Source organism: Nocardia vinacea NBRC 16497 (genome assembly GCF_000308835.1).
In the GTDB taxonomy this organism is placed as follows: Bacteria; Actinomycetota; Actinomycetes; order Mycobacteriales; family Mycobacteriaceae; genus Nocardia; species Nocardia vinacea.
Genome location: NZ_BAGN01000177.1, coordinates 1 through 18,545, shown reverse-complemented (window position 1 = coordinate 18,545; position 18,545 = coordinate 1). Strand labels below are relative to the sequence as shown.

Sequence of the window (18,545 nt, the reverse complement as noted above, 5' to 3'; positions counted from 1 at the left end):
CTACTTCTCAAGGGCTGCCAACCGGCGCTCGATGGCTTGGGCGGAGTCGGTGGTGGACAGCGCCCGCTTGCACAGCCGGTCAGTAGCCATCTTATAGAGTTCTACTTGGTCTTCGTCTTGCACGTAGAGGGCGCCAGCAGGGTATTCGACGTAGCCGATGCTTCGCGCTGCATCGAAGTTGAGGACGATGAAGTCGCCGTCGAGTCCGTCATGGACAGGCACTGCAACAGGCATGATGTGCAGCTCGACTGTTGGCACCTCCATCATCTTGAGAAGGTGCCTCAGCTGGGCGGCCATGATCTCGGGGCCGCCGGCGATCCGGTCGAGCACATACTCCTCGATCACAGCCCGCAGCTGTAGTGGCGGGTCGCCGGTGAGGCGCTGACGGGCCATTCGTCCTCGGACAACGGCGGGTGCGTCCGCGGGTGACACGCGAAGATGTCCTTCGAGCAACGCCAGGGCGTAGTCGGCGGTCTGGAGCTGGCCGGGCAGGTGCATCGAGGTGTAACTGAACTGGCTCTCGGCAAGCCCCTCAAGGCCGACGAAGGTCTTAAACCAGTTGGGGAAGGCTCCTCCGAACGGTGCCCACCAGGTGGTTTGATCGGCTTGGCCAGCCAGGGCGGCGATTCGCTCGATATGCGCGAGGTCGGCACCGTAGTACTTGAGTAGAACAGTCACCTCGGCGGGGTCCTGGGAGTTTCGCCCATTCTCGAGGTAGTTGATCTTCGTCGGTGTGCAGTCAAGCTGCTTCCCTGCCTGGGTTTGGGATATGCGGGCTACCTCTCGGGCCGCCTTGAGCTCTCGGCCGATGAGAAAGCGCAGCGCATTCGGGTCCGCTCGCCTGCCTGGATCAGTCACTGAATTGACCTCCACTTTTACGACGTTCCGTAGCAGCCTATCCCGTCGGAAGGGGCATTCAACGACACCTATTGCGCTAGGTAAATTTACCATTTAGCCTACCGGTAATGCTATGACGCAAATTACTCGCAGGGCTAACGCCTTGGGGAGAACCCGAGGTGACCAGGGGTGATGACCTATGCAGGCACTGTCTGCTGGAGCGAATCGAGACATCGCGGCGGTAGCGGTGAGTGCGCGATGACGGCACCGACGTTCGGATATCTACAGCTGTCGCTGGTCGGCGCTCGCTGGGCCGAGGTCGTAGGGCACATCGAGGCGTTCGCCGCGCGGTACGGGCGGGTGGTGGACAAGATCGCGTGCGAGCCGAGCGCGCCGGTCGAGGTGCTGCGGTCGCTACTCGAGGCGGTGGATCGCCGATCCGGTGGGCGTGTGCTGCCCACGCTGGCCGAACTTGCTCGCCGACAGGGTTCTGAGCTGGACCGGCTTCTCGACTATCGGCCTGCGACGACGGTTTTCTGGTCGCTGGTGGCGGAGTTGGATCGCGCGGGCGGCGGCTATATCCTCACGCCCTCGCCGAGACATCTGGACGGGCTGGGTTCATCACGATCGGTTCTGCTGCACCGGATCTCGCAGACACATCCCGCGATCACCGTTGTCTACACCGACCCCGCGCCCGACCAACCGTCCGAGCCAGCACCCGAGCGGCAAGATAAGGCCCGCTCGGGGATTGTGTGCCAGTTCGGTGTGGCGGCGCTCGGGTGTGCCGTGGAAGTCGCCACGCTGAACGCGCACATCGGACTGACGCGGGCCGGGCTCGGCGACATGGTCGATCAGGTCGAGGCAATACTGCGCGAAATCATAGGCAGCGCAGTCGAATTCGACGCGGAGAGGGTGCCGGAGGAGACGAACCAGCTGACTGTCGAGCTGGTACGCGATCCCGAGACGCTCACGGTGCTGACCCATGAGACACGCGACCACGTGCACGAGCCAGTCAGCGACGCCATCCACCAGCTGTGTGACCGGGCGCTCGGGGGCCGCGCGACCAGGACCCGATCTGCTACCGGCGGCACACTCACCGCCTGCGAGCTGCCATTACGGCTCTACACCCAGCACGGCGAGCTGCACCGACCCGAGTCAACTCTGCGTGGGAGCGCCTACCCGCCGATCGGCGGGCGCGAGGGCTTGTCCGATTGCAGCGATAGCGACCGATCATGACGGGGCGCACGCATGGGCGCACGGCGATGAGACCCCCACTGTGTGTCCAGTACATCCGTATCGGATCCGGTGCACTCATTGTGGATCTCGTCGATCGCTCCGATAGCGAAGCCAGATCGCCGCCGAGGCAACGGCTGATGGATATCTCTGCGCGGTTCACCCATCCACACCCACACCCGCACAACCTCGTATCTGGAAGCACTGACATGACAATGACAGCACATCAGCAGGGCCAATCGGCCACCGTCCACAACCCACCGCAGACCCCGCCGAAGGCGATCGGGTTCGAAACGTCATCGATGGATTCGCCGCGCCGCCGGATCGCGATCCAACGCCACGCCGAACAACTCGGCTACCACTACGTGTACACGGTGCGCCCGCCCGAAGGGCACGCCGACCCGGTCGGCTATGCGCTCAACATCGCCATCGGCATTCATGCGGCGGCGATCATCGTGTACGACCTGGAAGTTGTCGCCCACAGTCCGGCGCGGGTGTGCGAGCGGTTCGACCTCGAGACCGTCTGTCCCGAGCAAACGTGGTCGCGTGTGAGTCCTCCTGCGGTCGATCAGGTTGCGCACGGGCTCCTGGAACACGAGATGGATCCGGACGAGGCGCACCGGAACTTCCAACAGCACATGGGATGTCGCGCGTCGGAATGCCCACGAAAACAGAGCGCGATACAGCGCCTCATGGAGGCGGGAAAGCTCAAGCCGCAGACCATGACTCCGCAGGAGCGGGCCATCGCACGCGGCATCGCGATCGAGCGAACCGCGGAAGCGGAAGTGGTGGGTGAGCAAGCGCGGGCGATGCTCGAATCCCTGGACGAACTCGTGGACACCATGCGCGGCCGAGCGCACCAGTAGCCAAGGGGCAGCCGTGACCGAGGACGACATGCGACACCAGCACGTCACCGAATGCGATGGGCTGGAAGCGAGTTGGACACTCGACAAGCACAACATCGAGATCCATGGCATCTATGACACTGCCGGGGACTTGCCGGTGGTGTCGATCGATGGGCCTTACCCGGATCTGGTGGAGGCACGGGAACGCTGGCCGAAGCTGACCGACCTGTGGAACGCGGTTCGCCACGACTTCTGGTCGCAGATGACCCTCCACGCCTACGGCCGGTCCACCAGGGGCGGAGGGTGACCGGCAACTGGGCAGCATCCGGGCCGATCCAGCCGTATCACGCGACCGACGGATGGCGGCTCGAAGGCAACGAACACCGCTGGTGGCTGTCCAAACACCGCGCCGATGTCGTCGCGAAGATCCGGGCCATGACCGCGCGCGCGTGCAGCTGGGGGATCTACACACATGACGGCCGGATGATCCGGGAGGCGTCGGCTGGAACCGATGTCGAGGAAGCCAAGGCACAAGCCGACGCCTGGCTGCGTGGAGGGGAACAATGACGAATCACCATCTATCGCAACGCATTCCGGGCATGTTGAATGGCGGCGATGAGCGCCCGGTCGATCTGCAACCGGCCGATCTGATACGGCGGGTCATCGATGGCCTCAAGAATTTGAATACCGGTGCCGTCGGTGTGGTCCGCCTGGACCTCGATGACGTGTGGACCGAGCAGATGCTGCGGGATGCCGCCGACAAATACGGTGTCACCCTCGTCGAGGTCATCCGGTACACGATCGGCGGGTCGATGTCCTGGTCCGACATCGGTGAGGCGGTGGCCCAAGCCTGTGCCGCTGCGGTGGTGACGCCAGCTCTGCCGCACGTGGACCGACACATCACCCGGGTCTGCTCGCTGATCACCGTTGCCGAGGGCCACATCTGGCCTCGCGGATACCGCTGGCCCGACGATATCGCCGATCACTCTCGCGATCCGCGGTGAACGCGGCCCCCCACCACGACTTTCGACCATCACTCATTCGACAGACATTGGGAAGGGAAGCTTGATTGTCCGAAACGAAAAAGCTGTCCGAATTGAGAAAGCTGGGCTTGACCCTGCCGCGACTGGCTGTCCTGCGCGCGCTCACTCGGACCGCGCGGCCCGCTAGCGAGTTGGCTACCGCCTCCGACCGCCAGCATGGGCAGGTCCTGCGGATACTCGACTGGCTCACTGGCCACGGCTTCGCTGAGGAACAAACCGGGTGGGCGCTGACTGCCATCGGTCAACACACGATCGAGACCGGCGCGCATGAGCGGCTGGCCCGATCACAGCGCACCATGCTCGAGGATCTGCGCCGCGTCGAAGGCGCGCGGGCATTGACCGACCTCGCCTCCGGCCGCACCAGCACCGCGCTCACGATCACGAGTCAGTGGCTGCACAGTCACCGCTATATCCACACGGTTCCCGTGTGGCGGGTCACCCTCGAAGGCTCGACTACTGCTGCAGCAGACCACCGCGATACCGGGAATAGTGAGGACCAGTGAACGATTCGCCCACGCCGTCGGAAGCCGATTCTATTGCAGGGCTTGTGAATTCACCCCTGTCGAAATCTGTGTTGCCGACCGTTGATGATCTGATCGAGGCGATGAGCGGTCGAGACGCCGATGATCCGATCTCGGCCGCCATCAGTGCGATGTTTCCCTTGCACAAGCAGCGGTGGCTGTCGCTGTCGATGCTTGTCGATCCCAATTCCCGCGATATCGACGCGATGCTGCTCGCCGCCGACAGGCTCAGGGCCGCGCTCTCGGAGACCGCGCGATGGGTCCACGCGATCGACCGGCATATCACCGCGTCGGTGCGGCTTACTCCGGTGCCCGATGCCCAGGCGGCCGAGGGCACCGTCGGAGAGTTCGCCGCCGCGATCACCTACGCGGCGCTGTGTGCGCACGGCGAGCGTGCCGCTGGCGCGGACCATGGCGGCGCGGCTCGGCTCAGTGGGCTCTGCCGTGCCTACGACGGTTTCCGCGATGCGTTGCTGTCAGGCGCGTCGCGCTTGCCGGAGCGTACGATGGCCGACGGCCGCCCGGCGCTGCCGCTGCCGGACTGGAACTGGTCCGGACTCGATCCGAGGTGGGACTACATCACCACCGAATTGCTGCCGAAGTACAAATATCAGGTCGAGAACAATTGGCCCGCACTGGAAGCCCAGCTACGCACGCCGTATGAGGTGCAGCTGGAATCGCACCGGCCGCTGCTGAACATCCCGCAGTTGCTGGATTCGGCGATCAGGCAGATCCAGGCGACACCGGTCGACGCAAGCGCTGCGGCCGGTATGCCGGTCGTTGCCGGAACTGCGGCGCGCTGAGATGCGCGGACATGGGGTCGATATGCGCGGAAATAGTGTCGAAATCAGTGGACCCGGCGCCCGGAGAACCCGTACGCACCGCCGACGGCAGCATCGGGCTGCCTCTGTCTGGGCCCAACATCCGGTAGTAGCCGCTGGGCGCGCGGTCACGAACGTCCGCAACTGCCGTTGCGACACGAGGTCACACGATGCGAGTGAACTCGCAGATAGGAGGGCCGAATCTGGTTTCGGCTGTATGAGTTTCGGGCTCGTGCTCGATGCCCGGCCCCGCTCTGACGTGTGTTGCTGGTAACGGCAGGGTGCGAAGCTCAGGGAAACGCCGAAGGGCTCCCGTGCCATCCGGGGGCCACGGGTTAGGGGCAGACCGGACGGGTGAATTGCGTGAACCTCCGTTGATGTCTCGTAAAGCGGACCTTGTCGATGGACAGCAGTTGGCAGGGGGCAGGGACTGGCCGTTCCAAGGCGGCAGACGCCGGTCGAGGACGGCACTCGACCGGGTGAGCACCGTCGTCCCCGGGATATAGGAGGCACCCTCCCCGGTCGTAGCTCGCGCGTGTGGAACGTGGTAACCCCGACGGGGTCCCGCGCCCGGCAACGGGGTGCGGGTAGGTCGACCGTAAGGAAAGCTGAACTCCCCGAGCGGGATTGGGATGGCCCGACAAGCCAACGCCGGTGGCCGAAAGGCAGCGGGAAACCGCGACCAGACGTGGCTGGCTCCTCCGCCAGCCGGTCGCGGATAACCGGCCGGATACCGGACCGAGTGTCCGGACCCGAAAGGGTGCTGACGCGGGCCAGGTGAGCCTGTGAAGGAAACGATGACGACGACACCAGAGCCTGCGGACACGTTGGACACCGCGATGGTGAACCGACCGCAGGACGGCGAATTCGACTGGGCCGCTGCAGATTGGCGGGCAATCGAGCATGACGTACGGCGTCTGCGGCGACGGATCTTCACGGCAACGCAGGCAGGCGACCGTAAGCGGGTCCGCAACCTGCAGAAGCTGATGCTCCGCTCCCGCGCCAACACGCTGGCAAGCGTGCGGCGGGTGACGGAGGTCAACGTCGGCCGCAAGACCCCGGGCGTCGACGGGCAGGTCATCACGACCGGCCCCGAGAAGGCGGAGCTGACACGGTGGATCCACCATGAAGCGAAACCGTGGACAGCCCGGCCGGTCAAGCGGGTGTATATCCCCAAGGCAGGCGGGAAACGGCGGCCGCTGGGAATTCCAGTGATCGTGGACCGAGTGCTGCAAGCACGTGTGGTCAATGCGCTGGAACCGGAATGGGAGGCCCGATTCGAACCGCGATCCTATGGATTTAGGCCCGGTCGTGGCTGCCACGACGCCATCGAGGCCATCTTCCAGGTGGCCAAGGGCAAGAATCCGGCCCGTCAATGGGTGCTCGACGCCGACCTGACCGCAGCGTTCGACCGCATCGACCACGACCGGCTACTCGCTGCTGCCGGTGAGTTCCCCGCCAGGGAACGCCTCGCCGGATGGTTGCGAGCGGGCGTGGTCGAGAACGGACTGCTCGCCCCGACCGAGGCGGGAACACCGCAGGGCGGGGTGGTCAGTCCGTTGCTGTTGAACGTGGCCTTGCATGGAATGGAAACCGCTGCCGGAGTCCGCTACGACCGTTGTGGCCCCAAAGCCGCTGCGGTGCACCGGAACTCACCGGTATTGATCAGATACGCCGACGACCTGGTCGCCCTCTGCCACTCCAGGCAGCAGGCCGAACAGATCAAAGCGCGCCTCGCCGCATGGCTGGTGCCGAGGGGACTGACCTTCAACGAGGCCAAGACCAGCATCGTCCACCTCGACGAGGGTTTCGATTTCCTCGGGTTCAACGTCCGCCGTTATCGCGGCACGCTACTGATCAAGCCGAGCAAGGCGGCGCTGAGACGGATCCGGGAACGGCTGCGCGCCGAAATGTGGTCCCTGCGGGGAACCAATGCGGCCGTAGTGATTTCACGGCTCAACCCCATCATCCGGGGTTGGGCCGCCTACTACCGGAGCGTGGTGTCCAGCGAGGAATTCAACGACCTGGATCACTACCTGTGGCAGCTGACCTACAAGTGGGCCCGCGGCACACACCCGAACAAGCCGACACGGTGGATCGTGCGCCGCTACTTCGGCAAGTTCAACAAGTCCCGGCAAGATCGGTGGGTATTCGGCGACCGCGACAGCGGCGCCTACCTACTCAAGTTCGCCTGGACCAGGATCATCCGGCACCAGATGGTCACCGGCACAGCATCACCCGATGACGCTGCCCTGACCGACTACTGGAACACCCGGCGGCGCAAAGGAATACGACTGCCTATCGACAGCACCAGGCTGCGGCTGATCCAAGCCCAGAACGGCCGCTGCGCGCGATGCGGCCAGCTACTCCTGCACGCCGACCACCCGCCACAAACCCCGGCCGAATGGGAACAGTGGCTGGCGACCACCCGCAAGGCGATCACCAACAACGCCATCACCTTACGGGACCGGACACCGGAACAATCCGAACTCCGCCTCATCCACACACGCTGCCGTTCATCGCAGCCCGACACAACACCATCAGCCCGCCAAGGGCTTGCTTGAGCCGGATGCATGGAATCGTGCACGTCCGGTTCTGAGGGGGGCCGGGCGCAGCAATGCGCCCGGCCTACCCGGCATTTCAGTACGCGTCTCTCCAAGGACGGTGGCATTGACATGAACGTTGTCACCGCCCCTAGCAGGACGGTGCCGGTGTGTCCTGCTGAGCGCCCACAAACCTCGGCGGATCGATACCCTCTTGTGGGGTGGGTACCGCAGGGCCATCACCCCACAAGGGTTCTACCTCGCGGGCTCGAAACGCCAGCGCTGGTTCGCGCCCCCACGGTCGCCCATGATCAGCTTCTTGCTGGCGAGATCGTAGGTGATGACCCGGTCGGGTCGGCCCTGCTCGAAGATGTAGCCGTCCTCGGTCTGCCACCTGACCGCGTTCCTGGAACCTTCGCCGACCATTTCCACGGTGTCGCCGACGCTGTCGCCGAAGTCGCCGAAGCCGAACAGGCTGCCCATGCTGAAGCCGGGCAGGTACCGCAGAGCAAAACGTCCCCGGATGTCGGACTTATCGCTGTTGATCAGCAGGTTGTCCGCAGTGGACCAGCGTTGCTGCACAGCGATTGTGCAGTCGAGAGCGGCGACGGTCGGGTTGGTGGTGTAGGTGGACTGACCGTGATAATCGTCGTATGCCTGACCATTCGGCCCAGGCTCGTATCGACCCTGTACGCCTGGCTGATAGGTCAGGCACAGCTGCGAGTCCTCGCCAACGATCCGGAAATCACCGCTGGGGAACTCGGTGACAACAACGGCCTGAGCGGCCCCCGCCCCACCGAAGGTGATCAGCATCCCTGCCGGGGCCGCCACCAGCATCAGCAACGCTTTGCGTAGCACTCATATACTCCCGTCGATTAGTGGATTCGGACAACGACTCTTCGGCACCGACCCGCCGCACGGATGGGTGCGATCGGCACTTCACCGGTCGGCTTATCCCTGCTCACAGCGCTGCGGAATAGATGGAAGCGCCACCGTTGAAAGGATTGAACTCGTCAAGGACCGCGCGATGTAGACGCCGCCACACAACTGCACCCTTCGGGAGGGGAACCGCCAGGCCAGCCCCGCCGAAGCGGTGTCGATAAAACGTGTCGAAAGGTATGAAGCTGCGACGGGGCATCCCGCCCGAACGAACATCCGGAAATGCCGCATATCGGTCGCTCGGGAACTAAGCGTTCGCCAATCGACAGCGCAATAACCTGTTCCACTTCTGTTCCGCTGTCGGTGGTCCCACGACTGGCAACGCGGTGGTCCCACAACGGGGGTGGCAAACGACATATTTCGGGATGGGCGGTCGGCCCGGTACTGGGACAACCGCTGAGAGGTTTGGGGAATCCGAATTGCCGCAGTGTGGTCACTCTTGTCGAGGCCCTCGAACTACCCCTTTGGTTCGAGGGCCATCGCCATGTCTGGGTACTGGCGTTGGAGGGCTGGCCACGGTGTACTTCGCTGGAGCGTGTTGGCCACGGCGGATACCGAAACACGACCAGCACCGCCCATGACATCGAGGCGCTCCGCCACCACCGCCGCACGCGCCGGTTGACCATCAACCTCGGGGCGTGTGCCATGCACGGCGCGCCGGGGGCAGCTGAAACCTGGTAGCCGAGATCATGGGCTTCGCGATTGCTTGCTGGTGTCTTGGGTTGGCGCACTGTAGATTTCGGTGACAAGCAGGGGCGGCGAGGCTCGTCCTGAACGTATTGGGGGTTTGGTATGTCTGCCAATTTCGATGTCCGTGGGTCTGACCTCGAGGACGAGCGGATCATGGCCGAATATCGCGGTAGCGCCGAACGTGTCGACGACGATGGGGATCTGGCGGAGGCAGGCATGATTTCCGAGGTAGACCTACGACTGTGGGGCTACCGCAAGCAGGATTTGGAGTCGCTTTTCGGTCCTCGCACCGAGATCACGGCAAGCGGTCGCCAGGTATGGAACCTCGACCACGTCCGCGCGATCGAGGCACAACAGCTGGCACCGTTTCGCGGACGCATCATGCGCGAGCTACGACACTGCCTCGATATCGAGACCGCCCTCGAGGCACTCGAGCACATGTTCGACACGCTGGGCCAGCCCGCGATCGACCGGTAGAGACATGCCCGATGGACGCGAGTTCAGCCTCCACACACCGAATCCGGTCACCGCGGCTTGACTTGGCATTGCGAGTCCTAGCACCGTGAGGGCGAAATCCTCACAGGTCAGGAGTCAACCGCACCGGGGCAGTCCCGATTTCAATTGCATTGTCTGCCAGCGAACTAGCCTTACCCAGTTTCAGCGGCACTCGTTCAAAGCGATGGTTTGTTGCTGTCACGTGTGTTTGCTGATGCTGTTCGAGTTGCTGGCCGGGCTCGGCTTCGTGTGCGCCGCTGATGGTTTCGTTTCGTCGAGGGTGAAGCGGACGTTTCATGGTGAAGTGATCTTCACGCCGGTGCGACACCACGTCTTGGCGTGTCTCACCGCGTGTCGAAGATTTTTCAGATGTCGGGGCCGGAGTAGGGCTGGCGGATGGCGGTGACGAGTTGGACGTGTTGGTTTTGGGTTTGGTCGGCGATGCTGATGCGGTAGGAGGCGAGTTCTCCGGTGCCGGGATCGCGTCGGTGGAGCAGGTCGTTGACGTGGCGGCCGTAAGCCACCTGGGTACTGGATTTCCAGAGGCGCTGGAAGTCCCGGCTGGGGCGAAGGTGGCGCATCAGGTCGCGGGCTTGTTCGGAGTCGCGGTAGGCGCCCAATACCGCCCTGACGACCGCGACGGTGCGCATGGCTTCGTAGCGCCAGTCGGTCAGGACCGCACGGGCGTGCCGGGTGAACACCCATGCCCGCACGTTCCCGTCTTCACCGATACCCGCCAGCCATGATCGGAATCCGTCGGTCGAGGCCAGGATGTTCCACAGCGGATCGACATACGCTGCGAAAAGATCACGTTTCTCGAGGTCGCGCAGGTAAGTCATGAGACCGACGTCGTCGTGCACATACCGGCGAAGGCGCTCCGCGGTGGGCAGGTGCTCGGGTGGGGCGCACAGCTCGCGCAGGTGTCGTGTGCGCGGGGGATCGAGATCGTAACCGTTGATGATCTTTTCGAGGGTTTCGGGTTTTGGTGTGGTGCGGTCGGCCTCGATGTCGGACAGGTAGCTGGTACTGATCCCGTGACGCTGCTGGGCCACCGCACGCGAGAGCCCCAACTCGTTGCGGATGTCCAAGCAGGCGCTGCCCAAGGTCGGGATGTGCGGCAGTGACCCACGTCGTGTGTGGCCGTGTGCACGATGTGCAGGATTGCGGCTCATGTGCAGAGCCCCCCCATCTTTCTAGAGTCTTCCGCTACAGATCTAGCAAGGTTATGGTGATTGGTTGCCCCCAAGATGATGCTCTCGTTCCTACCAGACGGTCTCTGACACGACAAGGTCTTCGCACCGAGGGATCGCAATGAGATAGCTCACCAACGAACCATCCAGGGTCGTCCCCGCCACGAATCAGTGTGCCGCGCAGACGATCCAGCAAAAAATTTTCCTTGACGCTCCCAGCGACAATTGTTCAGCAAACGCGCTGGACAAGCCCAGAATAGCAATTTGACGCTCGGAGCATTACCGCAAAATAGGTGAGCGTAAACCCTGGCATTCCACGAGGTTTCACGGTTTGGATAGAACGGCAAGTCCAAACCGATTGAAAGGAAACCGATGTGGATCCCCTCCAGATCCTGAACGACGGCCTGATCGTGGCATCCAACGCCTTGAACGTGGTCTGGCAGGCGCTGTCGATCATCTTTATGTTCGTGTGACGTGAACACCTGAGAAGCGGCCTCCCAGAAGCGCTTTCGCCTCTGGGAGGGCCGCGATAACACGCGCCCGCCCCCCGCGTATTCACCATTCTTTCTCAATTATCGCCCTGACCGATGAAGGGTTTATTCGGCATGTCCAAAACACGGAAATCCCCCCAATCACCTCTGGTTCAACGCTGTGTAATCGGCGATGTGCGCCGAAACCGTGTGCACACCAGTCTGTCTCGCGGCGGCAGGACGGTCCTCGCCGGTGCGGTGCCTATCGTGATGTTGCTGTCGGCGGCGACCGCGACCGCGACCGCGCCTGCGGAGATCACTGATCAGCCCGGTGTCACCAGCCCCGCGCAGCCCGGAACCTCCACCCCACCTCCGCCGGAACCCGTACCACCCCCACCGGTGTACTACTCCCAGCCCCCCGAGATCCGCAACGGATCCGGGCCACGCCCGGCACCATCGGTGAACCAACCTGTGGAGCCGATCGCGATCGAGGATCTCCATTTGCCCGAACCGGTGGCACCGGTAGCCCCGATCGAGCCGCCGGAGAACACAATTCGAGTCGGGCAGTGGGAAGCACCGCGCCCGGACTGGCTACCCCCGGAGTGCGCGAACGCCATCAACGACGCCGCGGCAGGCGCTGAGGCACAGGTCGCGACCGCCCTGGACTCGGTCGGCATCCCCGCCGGACGCTCCGATCGAGTCAGCGGAGCCACGCTGGGCGGGGCAGCGCTCGGCGGTGCAGGTGGCGCGGTCGTTGCCGGAGCACCGGCCGCAACCCTCGGCGCGGTCGTGGGCGGTCTCGTCGGCGGCACCATCGGCGGAATCGCCGGTGCCGCACTGGGCACCGTGGTGGCGGTACCGGTCATCGGAACGATCACCTCCGGTGTGGCCGGTACCGCGTTAGGTGCGGCGGTGGGCGCTGCCGTGGGTGCGATCGTGGCCGGTGCGCCTGCCGCTGTGGTGGGTGCGGTGGCCGGTGGCACGGTGGGTGCGGGGTTCGGTGCCGGTGTGGGGGTGGGCCAGCCATGATCCCCACGACGAAGGGCCATGCGCGCATCCTCGCGGCCGTCGCGATGGCAACAGCACTCGGTGCAGCTGGGGCGATGAGCGCGACGACTCCGCTCGCGGTAGCAGTGCCGATCAATGGGTGCCCGGCACTGTATTTGCTGGGAGTGCAGGGCACCGGGCAGTCCTCACCCGGGGCGGACCCGCTGGCCGATACCGGCATGCTCGGTGCGCTGCTCGGCCCAGTGGTGGCCGCTGTCCCGGATCTGGTGCAGCGCAGCTACATTGCCTATCCCGCCGGGTTCGGGGGAGCGGTGGGCACAGGCGGCGGCTCCGACGCCTACGCGGACTCGGTGCGCGCCGGTGTCGCCGCGCTCGAGGAAACCGCCGAGCGGATCGCCGCCGCGTGCCCGGACACCGCGCTGGCTGGGGTCGGGTATTCCCAAGGCGCGCAGGTGGTGTCGGAATTCGCGCGCGCTGTCGGCGCGGGCGAGGGACCGGTCGGCCCCGAGAAGATCGCGGGTATCGCGCTCTACTCCGATCCCGATCGCGCCCCCGGATCGCCTGTGATCCCCGGCCGCCCCGGCCAACTCACCCCCGACCCGGCCCCCGGCACAACGGGGGCGGCGATATCGGGGGTGGCGATCACCACCGCACCCGCGTCCGGCAGCGGGATCGCCACGGACGAGGGCCTCGATTACGGCGCGCTGACCGGTCGGGTGGCCGATATCTGCGTCGAGGGCGACTTGAGTTGCGCGGCACCCGATCACGCCGCCCTGTTGCGGATGGCCGCGCAGATCGCCGCCCAGGCCGACCTACGAGATCCGATAGCAGCGCTCGGCTCGATCCAGGCCCTGCTCTCGGGCGTGCTCGGTGACGCCTGGACCACCGTGGTGAACCACGACTTCCGGATTGGCCCCGGCGTCGTCGACTATGTGCCCGAGGCCAGCCTCGCGCAGCAGCTCACCACCACAGCCGACCCCCGCACCCCACCTGCGACCCCGGAGGAGACGGCCGCCGCGACGGCCCGGTGGGCGCAGATCACCGGGGTCGTGGCCGGGGACCCGGTCGGGCAGTTGCCGAAACTGGCCGCGCAGCTCTCGGGCGCGTGGGGGCAGCTGGTCACCGACAACGCCGATCTGATGAATCCAGTTGTGTGGCTTCGATACTCCGACCTGGTCGGCCGCCACACCGGTTACGCCGCCGCCGGACAACTCGCCAGCGGGATCGCGTGGATGACCGCACTCGCCTACGACCTCGCCGGGAGGCAGCCGTGAACAGCGAACCAATGAACAGCGAGTTCTACGACGCGCCGACCCTCGACGGCCACCGTGCCGGGGGCCTGGTGCGGACGCGGCCGGTGTTCGTGCCGCAACTGACTTCGGCGGCGGGAGCGTGGCAGATCATCTACGTCTCCACCAATTCCCGCTCCGAACTCACCCCCGCGTCGGGGATCGTGCTGATCCCCGAAGCGGTCTCCGAGCCCGGTGCCACCGCGATCCTGGTGTACTGCCCGGAATTTCGCGGACTCGGCGGAGTGTGCGCGCCCTCGCAGCTGCTGGCGATCGGCGCCGAACCCGCCACCACGGAGATCGAGGCGGCCTTGCGGCGGGGGTGGGTGGTGGCGATACCCGACGGCGAAGGACTCGGCCTCACCGGTGCCGGACCGCATACCTTCCTCGCCGCCCGCGCCGGGGGCCGGATCGTGCTCGACCTCGCACGCGCGGTCTATCGCGGCGCGGACCTCGGTACTCCGGTCGCACCGGTGGTGGCCTGGGGATACGCCGACGGCGGGCGAGCGGTCACCGCCGCCGGTGAACTGCACCCCTGGTACGCGCCCGAGGTGGATCTACGCGGTATCGCCGCCGGAGCCGTCGCCTCCGACCTCGCCGCGCTGGCACCGGCTTTCAGCCAGGGCGCGGGCGCGGCAGTGGGGCTGGCCGGGCTGATCGGACTCTCCCGAGCCTACGAACACATCCCGCTGCGCCACGTCCTGAACGAGAACGGAATACAGGCCGTCGCCGAAGCGCAACACCTCACCGGCACCGAACTGCTGCACCGGTTTCCGCAACCCTTGGCGCACTGGTGCCGACGGCCCGACCCCTGGAACGACCTGTGGTGGCGGCGTGTGCTGGCGTTGGAAACCCTCGCCCACACCAAACCCGTGATGCCGCTGCACCTGTATCACGGCAGTGCCGACGCGATCGTTCCGGTGCACGCCGGGCGCCGCGCACTCATCGCCTACCGGCAACGCGGCACCGAGGTCAGCTGGCGCGAGTACGACGCCGGCCACCTCAACACCGCGAGTGCCGCTACCGGGGATGTGCTCGCGAGGCTGGGTGAGGACATCACTCGCCGGCCGCCGAATACCGGGCGCGTGCCACCGGACTCCGAGCACGCGGCCCACTCCTAGACCCCTCCGGGGATCCTGCCCGCACCCCGAACAACTCCCCCTCCACGGGGTGCGGGCAGGCCCGGCGACTCAACCATTCCGAGAACAACTCCCAATGAGGCGAGGTGAATGATTTTCCGCAAGAAGCCCAAGCCCAGCGAGGCCGACCCGTGGGCCTGGCTCGAGCAGCCGCGCATGGGACCGGCCCTGCACCTCGTGTCCGACCCCGACCCCGATCTCGATTCCGAGACCGGGGTCGGGCCGGGGCGAGTCCTGAACCACCGCCACGGGAGGACCGATGGCTGGTGGCGCTGCCACAGACTCCTGACGAGGCCGACACGGCCGTGGCACCGGCGCGGTGGGACGGTGCCGGGCACCGGGTGCCGGGGCGGGTGTGGGCCGCGCTGGCGGCCACTGTGGCCGTGGTGATCGGTGGGGTGGGGGTGTGGGGCAACGACTCCCGTGACCCCGCTGATCCGGTGCATGCCACGGCGGTACCGGCGACTACCACTGTGGTGGTCGAGGGCGCGTGCACCGGGTTGTCGGGCACCGTGGTCACCGACCGCCCCGGAGACACCACCGCCACCGTCGCGGGAGTGATCGCCTCGTTCGAGGCCGCGTACTACGCCCAGCGCAGCGCTGAGGCGGCGATGCGGGTGCTCGCACCGGAGTCCGGGATCACCGGTGACGGCCTCGCCGCCGGGATCGCCTCGATTCCGGCGGGCACGACCCATTGTGTGGCGGTCACCCCGATCTCGGAGACGACCGCGAACGTGCATGTGGTGGAGCTGCATCCGGACCGGCAACGGGTGGACTATCTCCAGGTCATCAACACCCGCGCAGGCGAGGGTGGTGGCTTGCTGATCAGCAACGTCCAGGGGCAAGGATGACCACGACCGCAGCACAGACCCCCGTCCATCGAACCCGCCCGCCCGGTCCTGTCGCGGCGGGCACCAGCGTGGAGTCGTGATGGGCGCGAGCGCCACACCAGCGGGCTCGCAGGCGCCGCTGTTGATCACGGTCGCGGGCCTGAGCCCACGCGCCGGAACCACCACAACCGCCCTCGCCCTCGCCCACACCTGGCCCGGCCCAGAACCCGCTCTGATCGTGGAAGCCGACCCCGCAGGCGGGCAGCTCGCCGAAATGGTCGGCGCTGACCCGTATCTGGGCCTGGCGAGCCTGGCCCGCACGATCACGCCCGGCAAACCGATCGACCCGGATCGTCTGGCCCAGCACGTGCAGTTCCTGCCAGGCGGGGATGCGCTGCTGGCCGCGCCACCGCACCGCGACGCCGACCGAGCCGTACCGGCCGCCGAGCTGCTTACCGGCCCGTACATGAGCTGGCGTGCCCTCGGGGCCACCGTGTTCGCCGATTGCGGTGTCCCCGAGCCCGATTCGGCGCCGGACCCGGTCCTGGCCGCCGCCGACGCCTGCCTGATCGTCGTGCGCGCCGATCACAGCGACCCTGAGCTGGCCGCCCGCCGCATCCGCGCATTCACCCGCAACAGCCGTCGCCGAGGGATCGTGCTCGTTGGTGCCAGTGCCCGCGGCGAGTTCGCCGCCGCCCTCGGGCTCCCGTTGCTGGGCACCCTGCCCGACAGCCGGGCCAGCGCCGAGGCGTTGCTGCACGGTACCCGCGCGCCGCGCCGCCGCCCGCACCTGCTCCCCGCAGCCCGAGCCATCGCCACGGCCCTGCACCTCCAGCTCCGCACGCCCACCCGCCGGGTCCGGCCCGCAGAACCGCCCGCAGGTGCCCCCGCCCGCCAGGAAGGCCGAACCCGCCACCAGACCGCCCCGCCGACGATCTATCGCCTCGAGCAGGCGCCTGCGCCCTCACCGCACCCACGCACACCTGAGCCTGCGGTCGTGGAACCCACTGCACCGCTTCCGGTTCCCGAGCCTGCCCTCGGTAGCGGGGGCGAGGATGCCGGCCAACCTGTCGAGGACGAACTCGTCGCAGCACCCGAGCCCGGCCTCGACACCGAGCCCGCGAACTCTCCAACGGTCCAGACGCCAAACGAGGCTGCGCCTGCCCTGGCGCTGCGGGTATTCGGGCCGACCCGGATTTTTTGGCGTGCTCGGGGCACTGGGGCGAGTGTGGAGGTCACCGCGCAGTTGCAGCCCCGCATCCGCGAGCTGCTGACCGTGCTCGCCCTCCACCCGGAGGGACTGTCGCGAGCTCAGTTGATCGACATGCTGTGGGGCGAACGCCAACCGGAGCGGGGCACCAGCGCGCTCACCAACACCTTGAGCCGCCTACGCACCTCCATCAGCACCGCCACCGGCGGGCAGATCACCGGGCTGCTCGCCGACGACCGGCTGCATTACCGCCTGTCGGGCATGTTGGTCGGCGTCGACTATTGGGAATTCAACGTCGCCGTCGCCGAACGCCGCCGCGCCAGCAGCGACACCGACCAGGCCGCCGCTGCCCGACGTATCGCTGAGCTGGCCACCAGTGAACTGGCCAGCGACCTCACCGATTCCTGGGTGGAAGCGCTGCGCGAATCGGCACGACGCAACGCCCTCAATGCATTGAGCTGGCTGGCTACCCGTAACACCGAAAACGACCCGCGTGCCACCCTGGGCCTGCTCGAGACAACCGCTGAGAGCGACCCCTACAACGAAACTGTCTGGCAAGACATTCTCCGCCTGCACGCCCGTCTCGGCGAATACGCCGCCCTCGCACGCACCTACTCACTTCTGACCCGCACGCTCGCCGAAATAGGCCAGACCCCGAGCCCCGAAACCAGGCAGCTCCTCGAACAACTCCGCCGCGCCACGAAATAGAGAAGAACCAACACGAGGCTTCCCATTTCAGCGATTGTCGATCATTATGTAAATCGAATTGCTACGATCGTGGAAATGGTTCGAAATGGCCGCCGTTGCATTGTCTGAATGCCGTCCGAATGGCACGAATAGGCGAATATTTCGCGGCGATGAATTGGCTGCGGCCTCGGGGTGGTGGTTCGAGTGGATGGGGTGTCTCGATGAAAAATAACCCGTGCATTGTTCGATGGTGAGGTTACGTGCCCTATTCGGTGAGGTGATCAAAACGACCCGCCCCAGTGCAGTAAAAGCGCAGGTGGAACGCTATATATCCGGCCGGGTGTCACCCGGGATTGTCTATACACAAAGCCGTATAGACATGCTCGACCGGTCCTCATCGGCCGTCTGCTGTGGTCTCGTGCGCCTGGTCCATGCTCTCTATTCCCTACTTCTGTTCCCCATTTCTCTATTCTTTTGTCATTCTTTCCTTCTTTAGATCTCTTTGGCCTGCCGCGCCGCGGTCCTGCCTGCGGATATTCGCGTTCATCGCATTTCCGCGTTGCGCTACCGAATCCCGGCTTGATCGGAAAAATTCTGGAAATTCGCGCACTTTTGCGGTTGCGGTCGCGTTCGAGGTCGAGCTAGCGTCGAGCTGTTCCCGGAAATCGCCGGGACATTCCCAGAATTCCCGTTGGCAGCCTCGCCGCACGTATGCCACGATCCGCTGTGGTTTTGCGTTGTTGGGTTCGTAGTTT

19 protein-coding genes are annotated in these 18,545 nt (G+C 65.6%); 14 read left to right on the top strand and 5 right to left on the bottom strand.

Annotated features, from left to right (window positions below):
- Entirely contained in the window at positions 1-858 is an 858-nt protein-coding gene (locus ON44_RS23690; RefSeq protein ID WP_040693860.1) for a helix-turn-helix domain-containing protein, read from the bottom strand.
- A gap of 237 nt (positions 859-1,095) precedes the next feature.
- On the opposite strand from ON44_RS23690, the gene ON44_RS23685 reads away from it, so the two are divergent.
- From ON44_RS23685 to ltrA, 8 genes are all read left to right on the top strand, one after another.
- Positions 1,096-2,073 (top strand): hypothetical protein, encoded by a 978-nt coding sequence (locus ON44_RS23685; protein ID WP_040693777.1) that lies wholly within the window; start codon positions 1,096-1,098, stop codon positions 2,071-2,073.
- A 206-nt stretch (positions 2,074-2,279) separates the two neighbouring features.
- Positions 2,280-2,936: a hypothetical protein gene (locus ON44_RS23680; protein WP_157187275.1), complete on the top strand. Its 657-nt coding sequence runs from the start codon at positions 2,280-2,282 to the stop codon at positions 2,934-2,936.
- 13 nt (positions 2,937-2,949) lie between these two features.
- On the top strand, positions 2,950-3,222 hold the full coding sequence (locus ON44_RS23675) for a hypothetical protein (RefSeq protein ID WP_040693774.1): 273 nt from the start codon (positions 2,950-2,952) through the stop codon (positions 3,220-3,222).
- Positions 3,219-3,482, top strand: coding sequence for a hypothetical protein (locus tag ON44_RS23670; protein WP_040693773.1), 264 nt, complete (start codon positions 3,219-3,221; stop codon positions 3,480-3,482). Before ON44_RS23675 ends, ON44_RS23670 begins: the two co-directional genes overlap by 4 nt.
- Positions 3,479-3,919 carry a hypothetical protein gene (locus ON44_RS23665; protein WP_040693771.1) on the top strand — a complete coding sequence of 147 codons (441 nt, stop codon included), beginning with the start codon at positions 3,479-3,481 and terminating at the stop codon, positions 3,917-3,919. The genes ON44_RS23670 and ON44_RS23665 overlap by 4 nt, the downstream gene beginning before the upstream one ends.
- A gap of 65 nt (positions 3,920-3,984) precedes the next feature.
- Positions 3,985-4,461, top strand: a complete 477-nt coding sequence (locus ON44_RS23660) for a hypothetical protein (protein ID WP_040693768.1) — start codon at positions 3,985-3,987, stop codon at positions 4,459-4,461.
- Positions 4,462-4,562: 101 nt separating this feature from the next.
- The gene (locus tag ON44_RS54060; protein ID WP_373283200.1) at positions 4,563-5,282 is read left to right on the top strand and encodes a hypothetical protein; all 720 of its coding nucleotides are present in this window, start codon (positions 4,563-4,565) and stop codon (positions 5,280-5,282) included.
- An 815-nt stretch (positions 5,283-6,097) separates the two neighbouring features.
- Complete coding sequence (ltrA, locus tag ON44_RS23650) at positions 6,098-7,864, top strand: group II intron reverse transcriptase/maturase (protein ID WP_051182379.1); 1,767 nt, start codon at positions 6,098-6,100, stop codon at positions 7,862-7,864.
- Between the two features lie 234 nt (positions 7,865-8,098).
- Here the strand turns inward: ltrA and ON44_RS23645 are convergent, their stop codons facing one another.
- Positions 8,099-8,701: a hypothetical protein gene (locus ON44_RS23645; protein WP_157187274.1), complete on the bottom strand. Its 603-nt coding sequence runs from the start codon at positions 8,699-8,701 to the stop codon at positions 8,099-8,101.
- Between the two features lie 873 nt (positions 8,702-9,574).
- Between ON44_RS23645 and ON44_RS23635 the strand changes: the two genes are divergently transcribed.
- Entirely contained in the window at positions 9,575-9,949 is a 375-nt protein-coding gene (locus ON44_RS23635) for a hypothetical protein (RefSeq protein WP_157187273.1), read from the top strand.
- Positions 9,950-10,049: 100 nt separating this feature from the next.
- On the opposite strand, the gene ON44_RS50415 is transcribed toward ON44_RS23635, so the two are convergent.
- Together ON44_RS50415 and ON44_RS23630 are read right to left on the bottom strand one after the other, a co-directional pair.
- Positions 10,050-10,265 carry a hypothetical protein gene (locus ON44_RS50415; RefSeq protein WP_157187272.1) on the bottom strand — a complete coding sequence of 72 codons (216 nt, stop codon included), beginning with the start codon at positions 10,263-10,265 and terminating at the stop codon, positions 10,050-10,052.
- Positions 10,266-10,332: 67 nt separating this feature from the next.
- Positions 10,333-11,139 carry an MmyB family transcriptional regulator gene (locus ON44_RS23630; RefSeq protein ID WP_083898092.1) on the bottom strand — a complete coding sequence of 269 codons (807 nt, stop codon included), beginning with the start codon at positions 11,137-11,139 and terminating at the stop codon, positions 10,333-10,335.
- 755 nt (positions 11,140-11,894) lie between these two features.
- Here ON44_RS23630 and ON44_RS23625 point away from each other — a divergent pair.
- The 5 genes from ON44_RS23625 (at position 11,895) to ON44_RS23605 (ending at position 17,811) form a co-directional block, all read left to right on the top strand.
- Entirely contained in the window at positions 11,895-12,656 is a 762-nt protein-coding gene (locus ON44_RS23625; protein WP_157187271.1) for a hypothetical protein, read from the top strand.
- Positions 12,653-13,909: a cutinase family protein gene (locus tag ON44_RS23620; protein WP_245567300.1), complete on the top strand. Its 1,257-nt coding sequence runs from the start codon at positions 12,653-12,655 to the stop codon at positions 13,907-13,909. Before ON44_RS23625 ends, ON44_RS23620 begins: the two co-directional genes overlap by 4 nt.
- A complete protein-coding gene (locus tag ON44_RS23615) occupies positions 13,906-15,045 on the top strand; it encodes a lipase family protein (RefSeq protein ID WP_040693755.1) in 1,140 nt (379 codons plus the stop codon). Before ON44_RS23620 ends, ON44_RS23615 begins: the two co-directional genes overlap by 4 nt.
- Before the next feature lie 284 nt (positions 15,046-15,329).
- Entirely contained in the window at positions 15,330-15,914 is a 585-nt protein-coding gene (locus tag ON44_RS23610; protein ID WP_040693753.1) for a DUF8176 domain-containing protein, read from the top strand.
- 79 nt (positions 15,915-15,993) lie between these two features.
- Positions 15,994-17,811, top strand: coding sequence for a BTAD domain-containing putative transcriptional regulator (locus tag ON44_RS23605; RefSeq protein ID WP_040693752.1), 1,818 nt, complete (start codon positions 15,994-15,996; stop codon positions 17,809-17,811).
- Positions 17,812-18,256: 445 nt separating this feature from the next.
- Here ON44_RS23605 and ON44_RS52025 read toward each other — a convergent pair.
- On the bottom strand, positions 18,257-18,545 hold a 289-nt coding region (locus tag ON44_RS52025; RefSeq protein WP_218007626.1), incomplete at its 5' end, for a hypothetical protein.

Excerpts from the sequence above, each read along its gene's own strand:
- ON44_RS23685 (WP_040693777.1), top strand. The coding sequence starts at position 1,096 with ATGACGGCACCGACGTTCGGATATCTACAGCTGTCGCTGGTCGGCGCT.
- ON44_RS23680 (WP_157187275.1), top strand. The coding sequence starts at position 2,280 with ATGACAATGACAGCACATCAGCAGGGCCAATCGGCCACCGTCCACAAC.
- ON44_RS23665 (WP_040693771.1), top strand. The coding sequence starts at position 3,479 with ATGACGAATCACCATCTATCGCAACGCATTCCGGGCATGTTGAATGGC.
- ON44_RS54060 (WP_373283200.1), top strand. The coding sequence starts at position 4,563 with ATGAGCGGTCGAGACGCCGATGATCCGATCTCGGCCGCCATCAGTGCG.
- ltrA (WP_051182379.1), top strand. The coding sequence starts at position 6,098 with ATGACGACGACACCAGAGCCTGCGGACACGTTGGACACCGCGATGGTG.
- ON44_RS23635 (WP_157187273.1), top strand. The coding sequence starts at position 9,575 with ATGTCTGCCAATTTCGATGTCCGTGGGTCTGACCTCGAGGACGAGCGG.
- ON44_RS50415 (WP_157187272.1), bottom strand. The coding sequence starts at position 10,265 with ATGAAACGTCCGCTTCACCCTCGACGAAACGAAACCATCAGCGGCGCA.
- ON44_RS23630 (WP_083898092.1), bottom strand. The coding sequence starts at position 11,139 with ATGAGCCGCAATCCTGCACATCGTGCACACGGCCACACACGACGTGGG.
- ON44_RS23620 (WP_245567300.1), top strand. The coding sequence starts at position 12,653 with ATGATCCCCACGACGAAGGGCCATGCGCGCATCCTCGCGGCCGTCGCG.
- ON44_RS23605 (WP_040693752.1), top strand. The coding sequence starts at position 15,994 with ATGGGCGCGAGCGCCACACCAGCGGGCTCGCAGGCGCCGCTGTTGATC.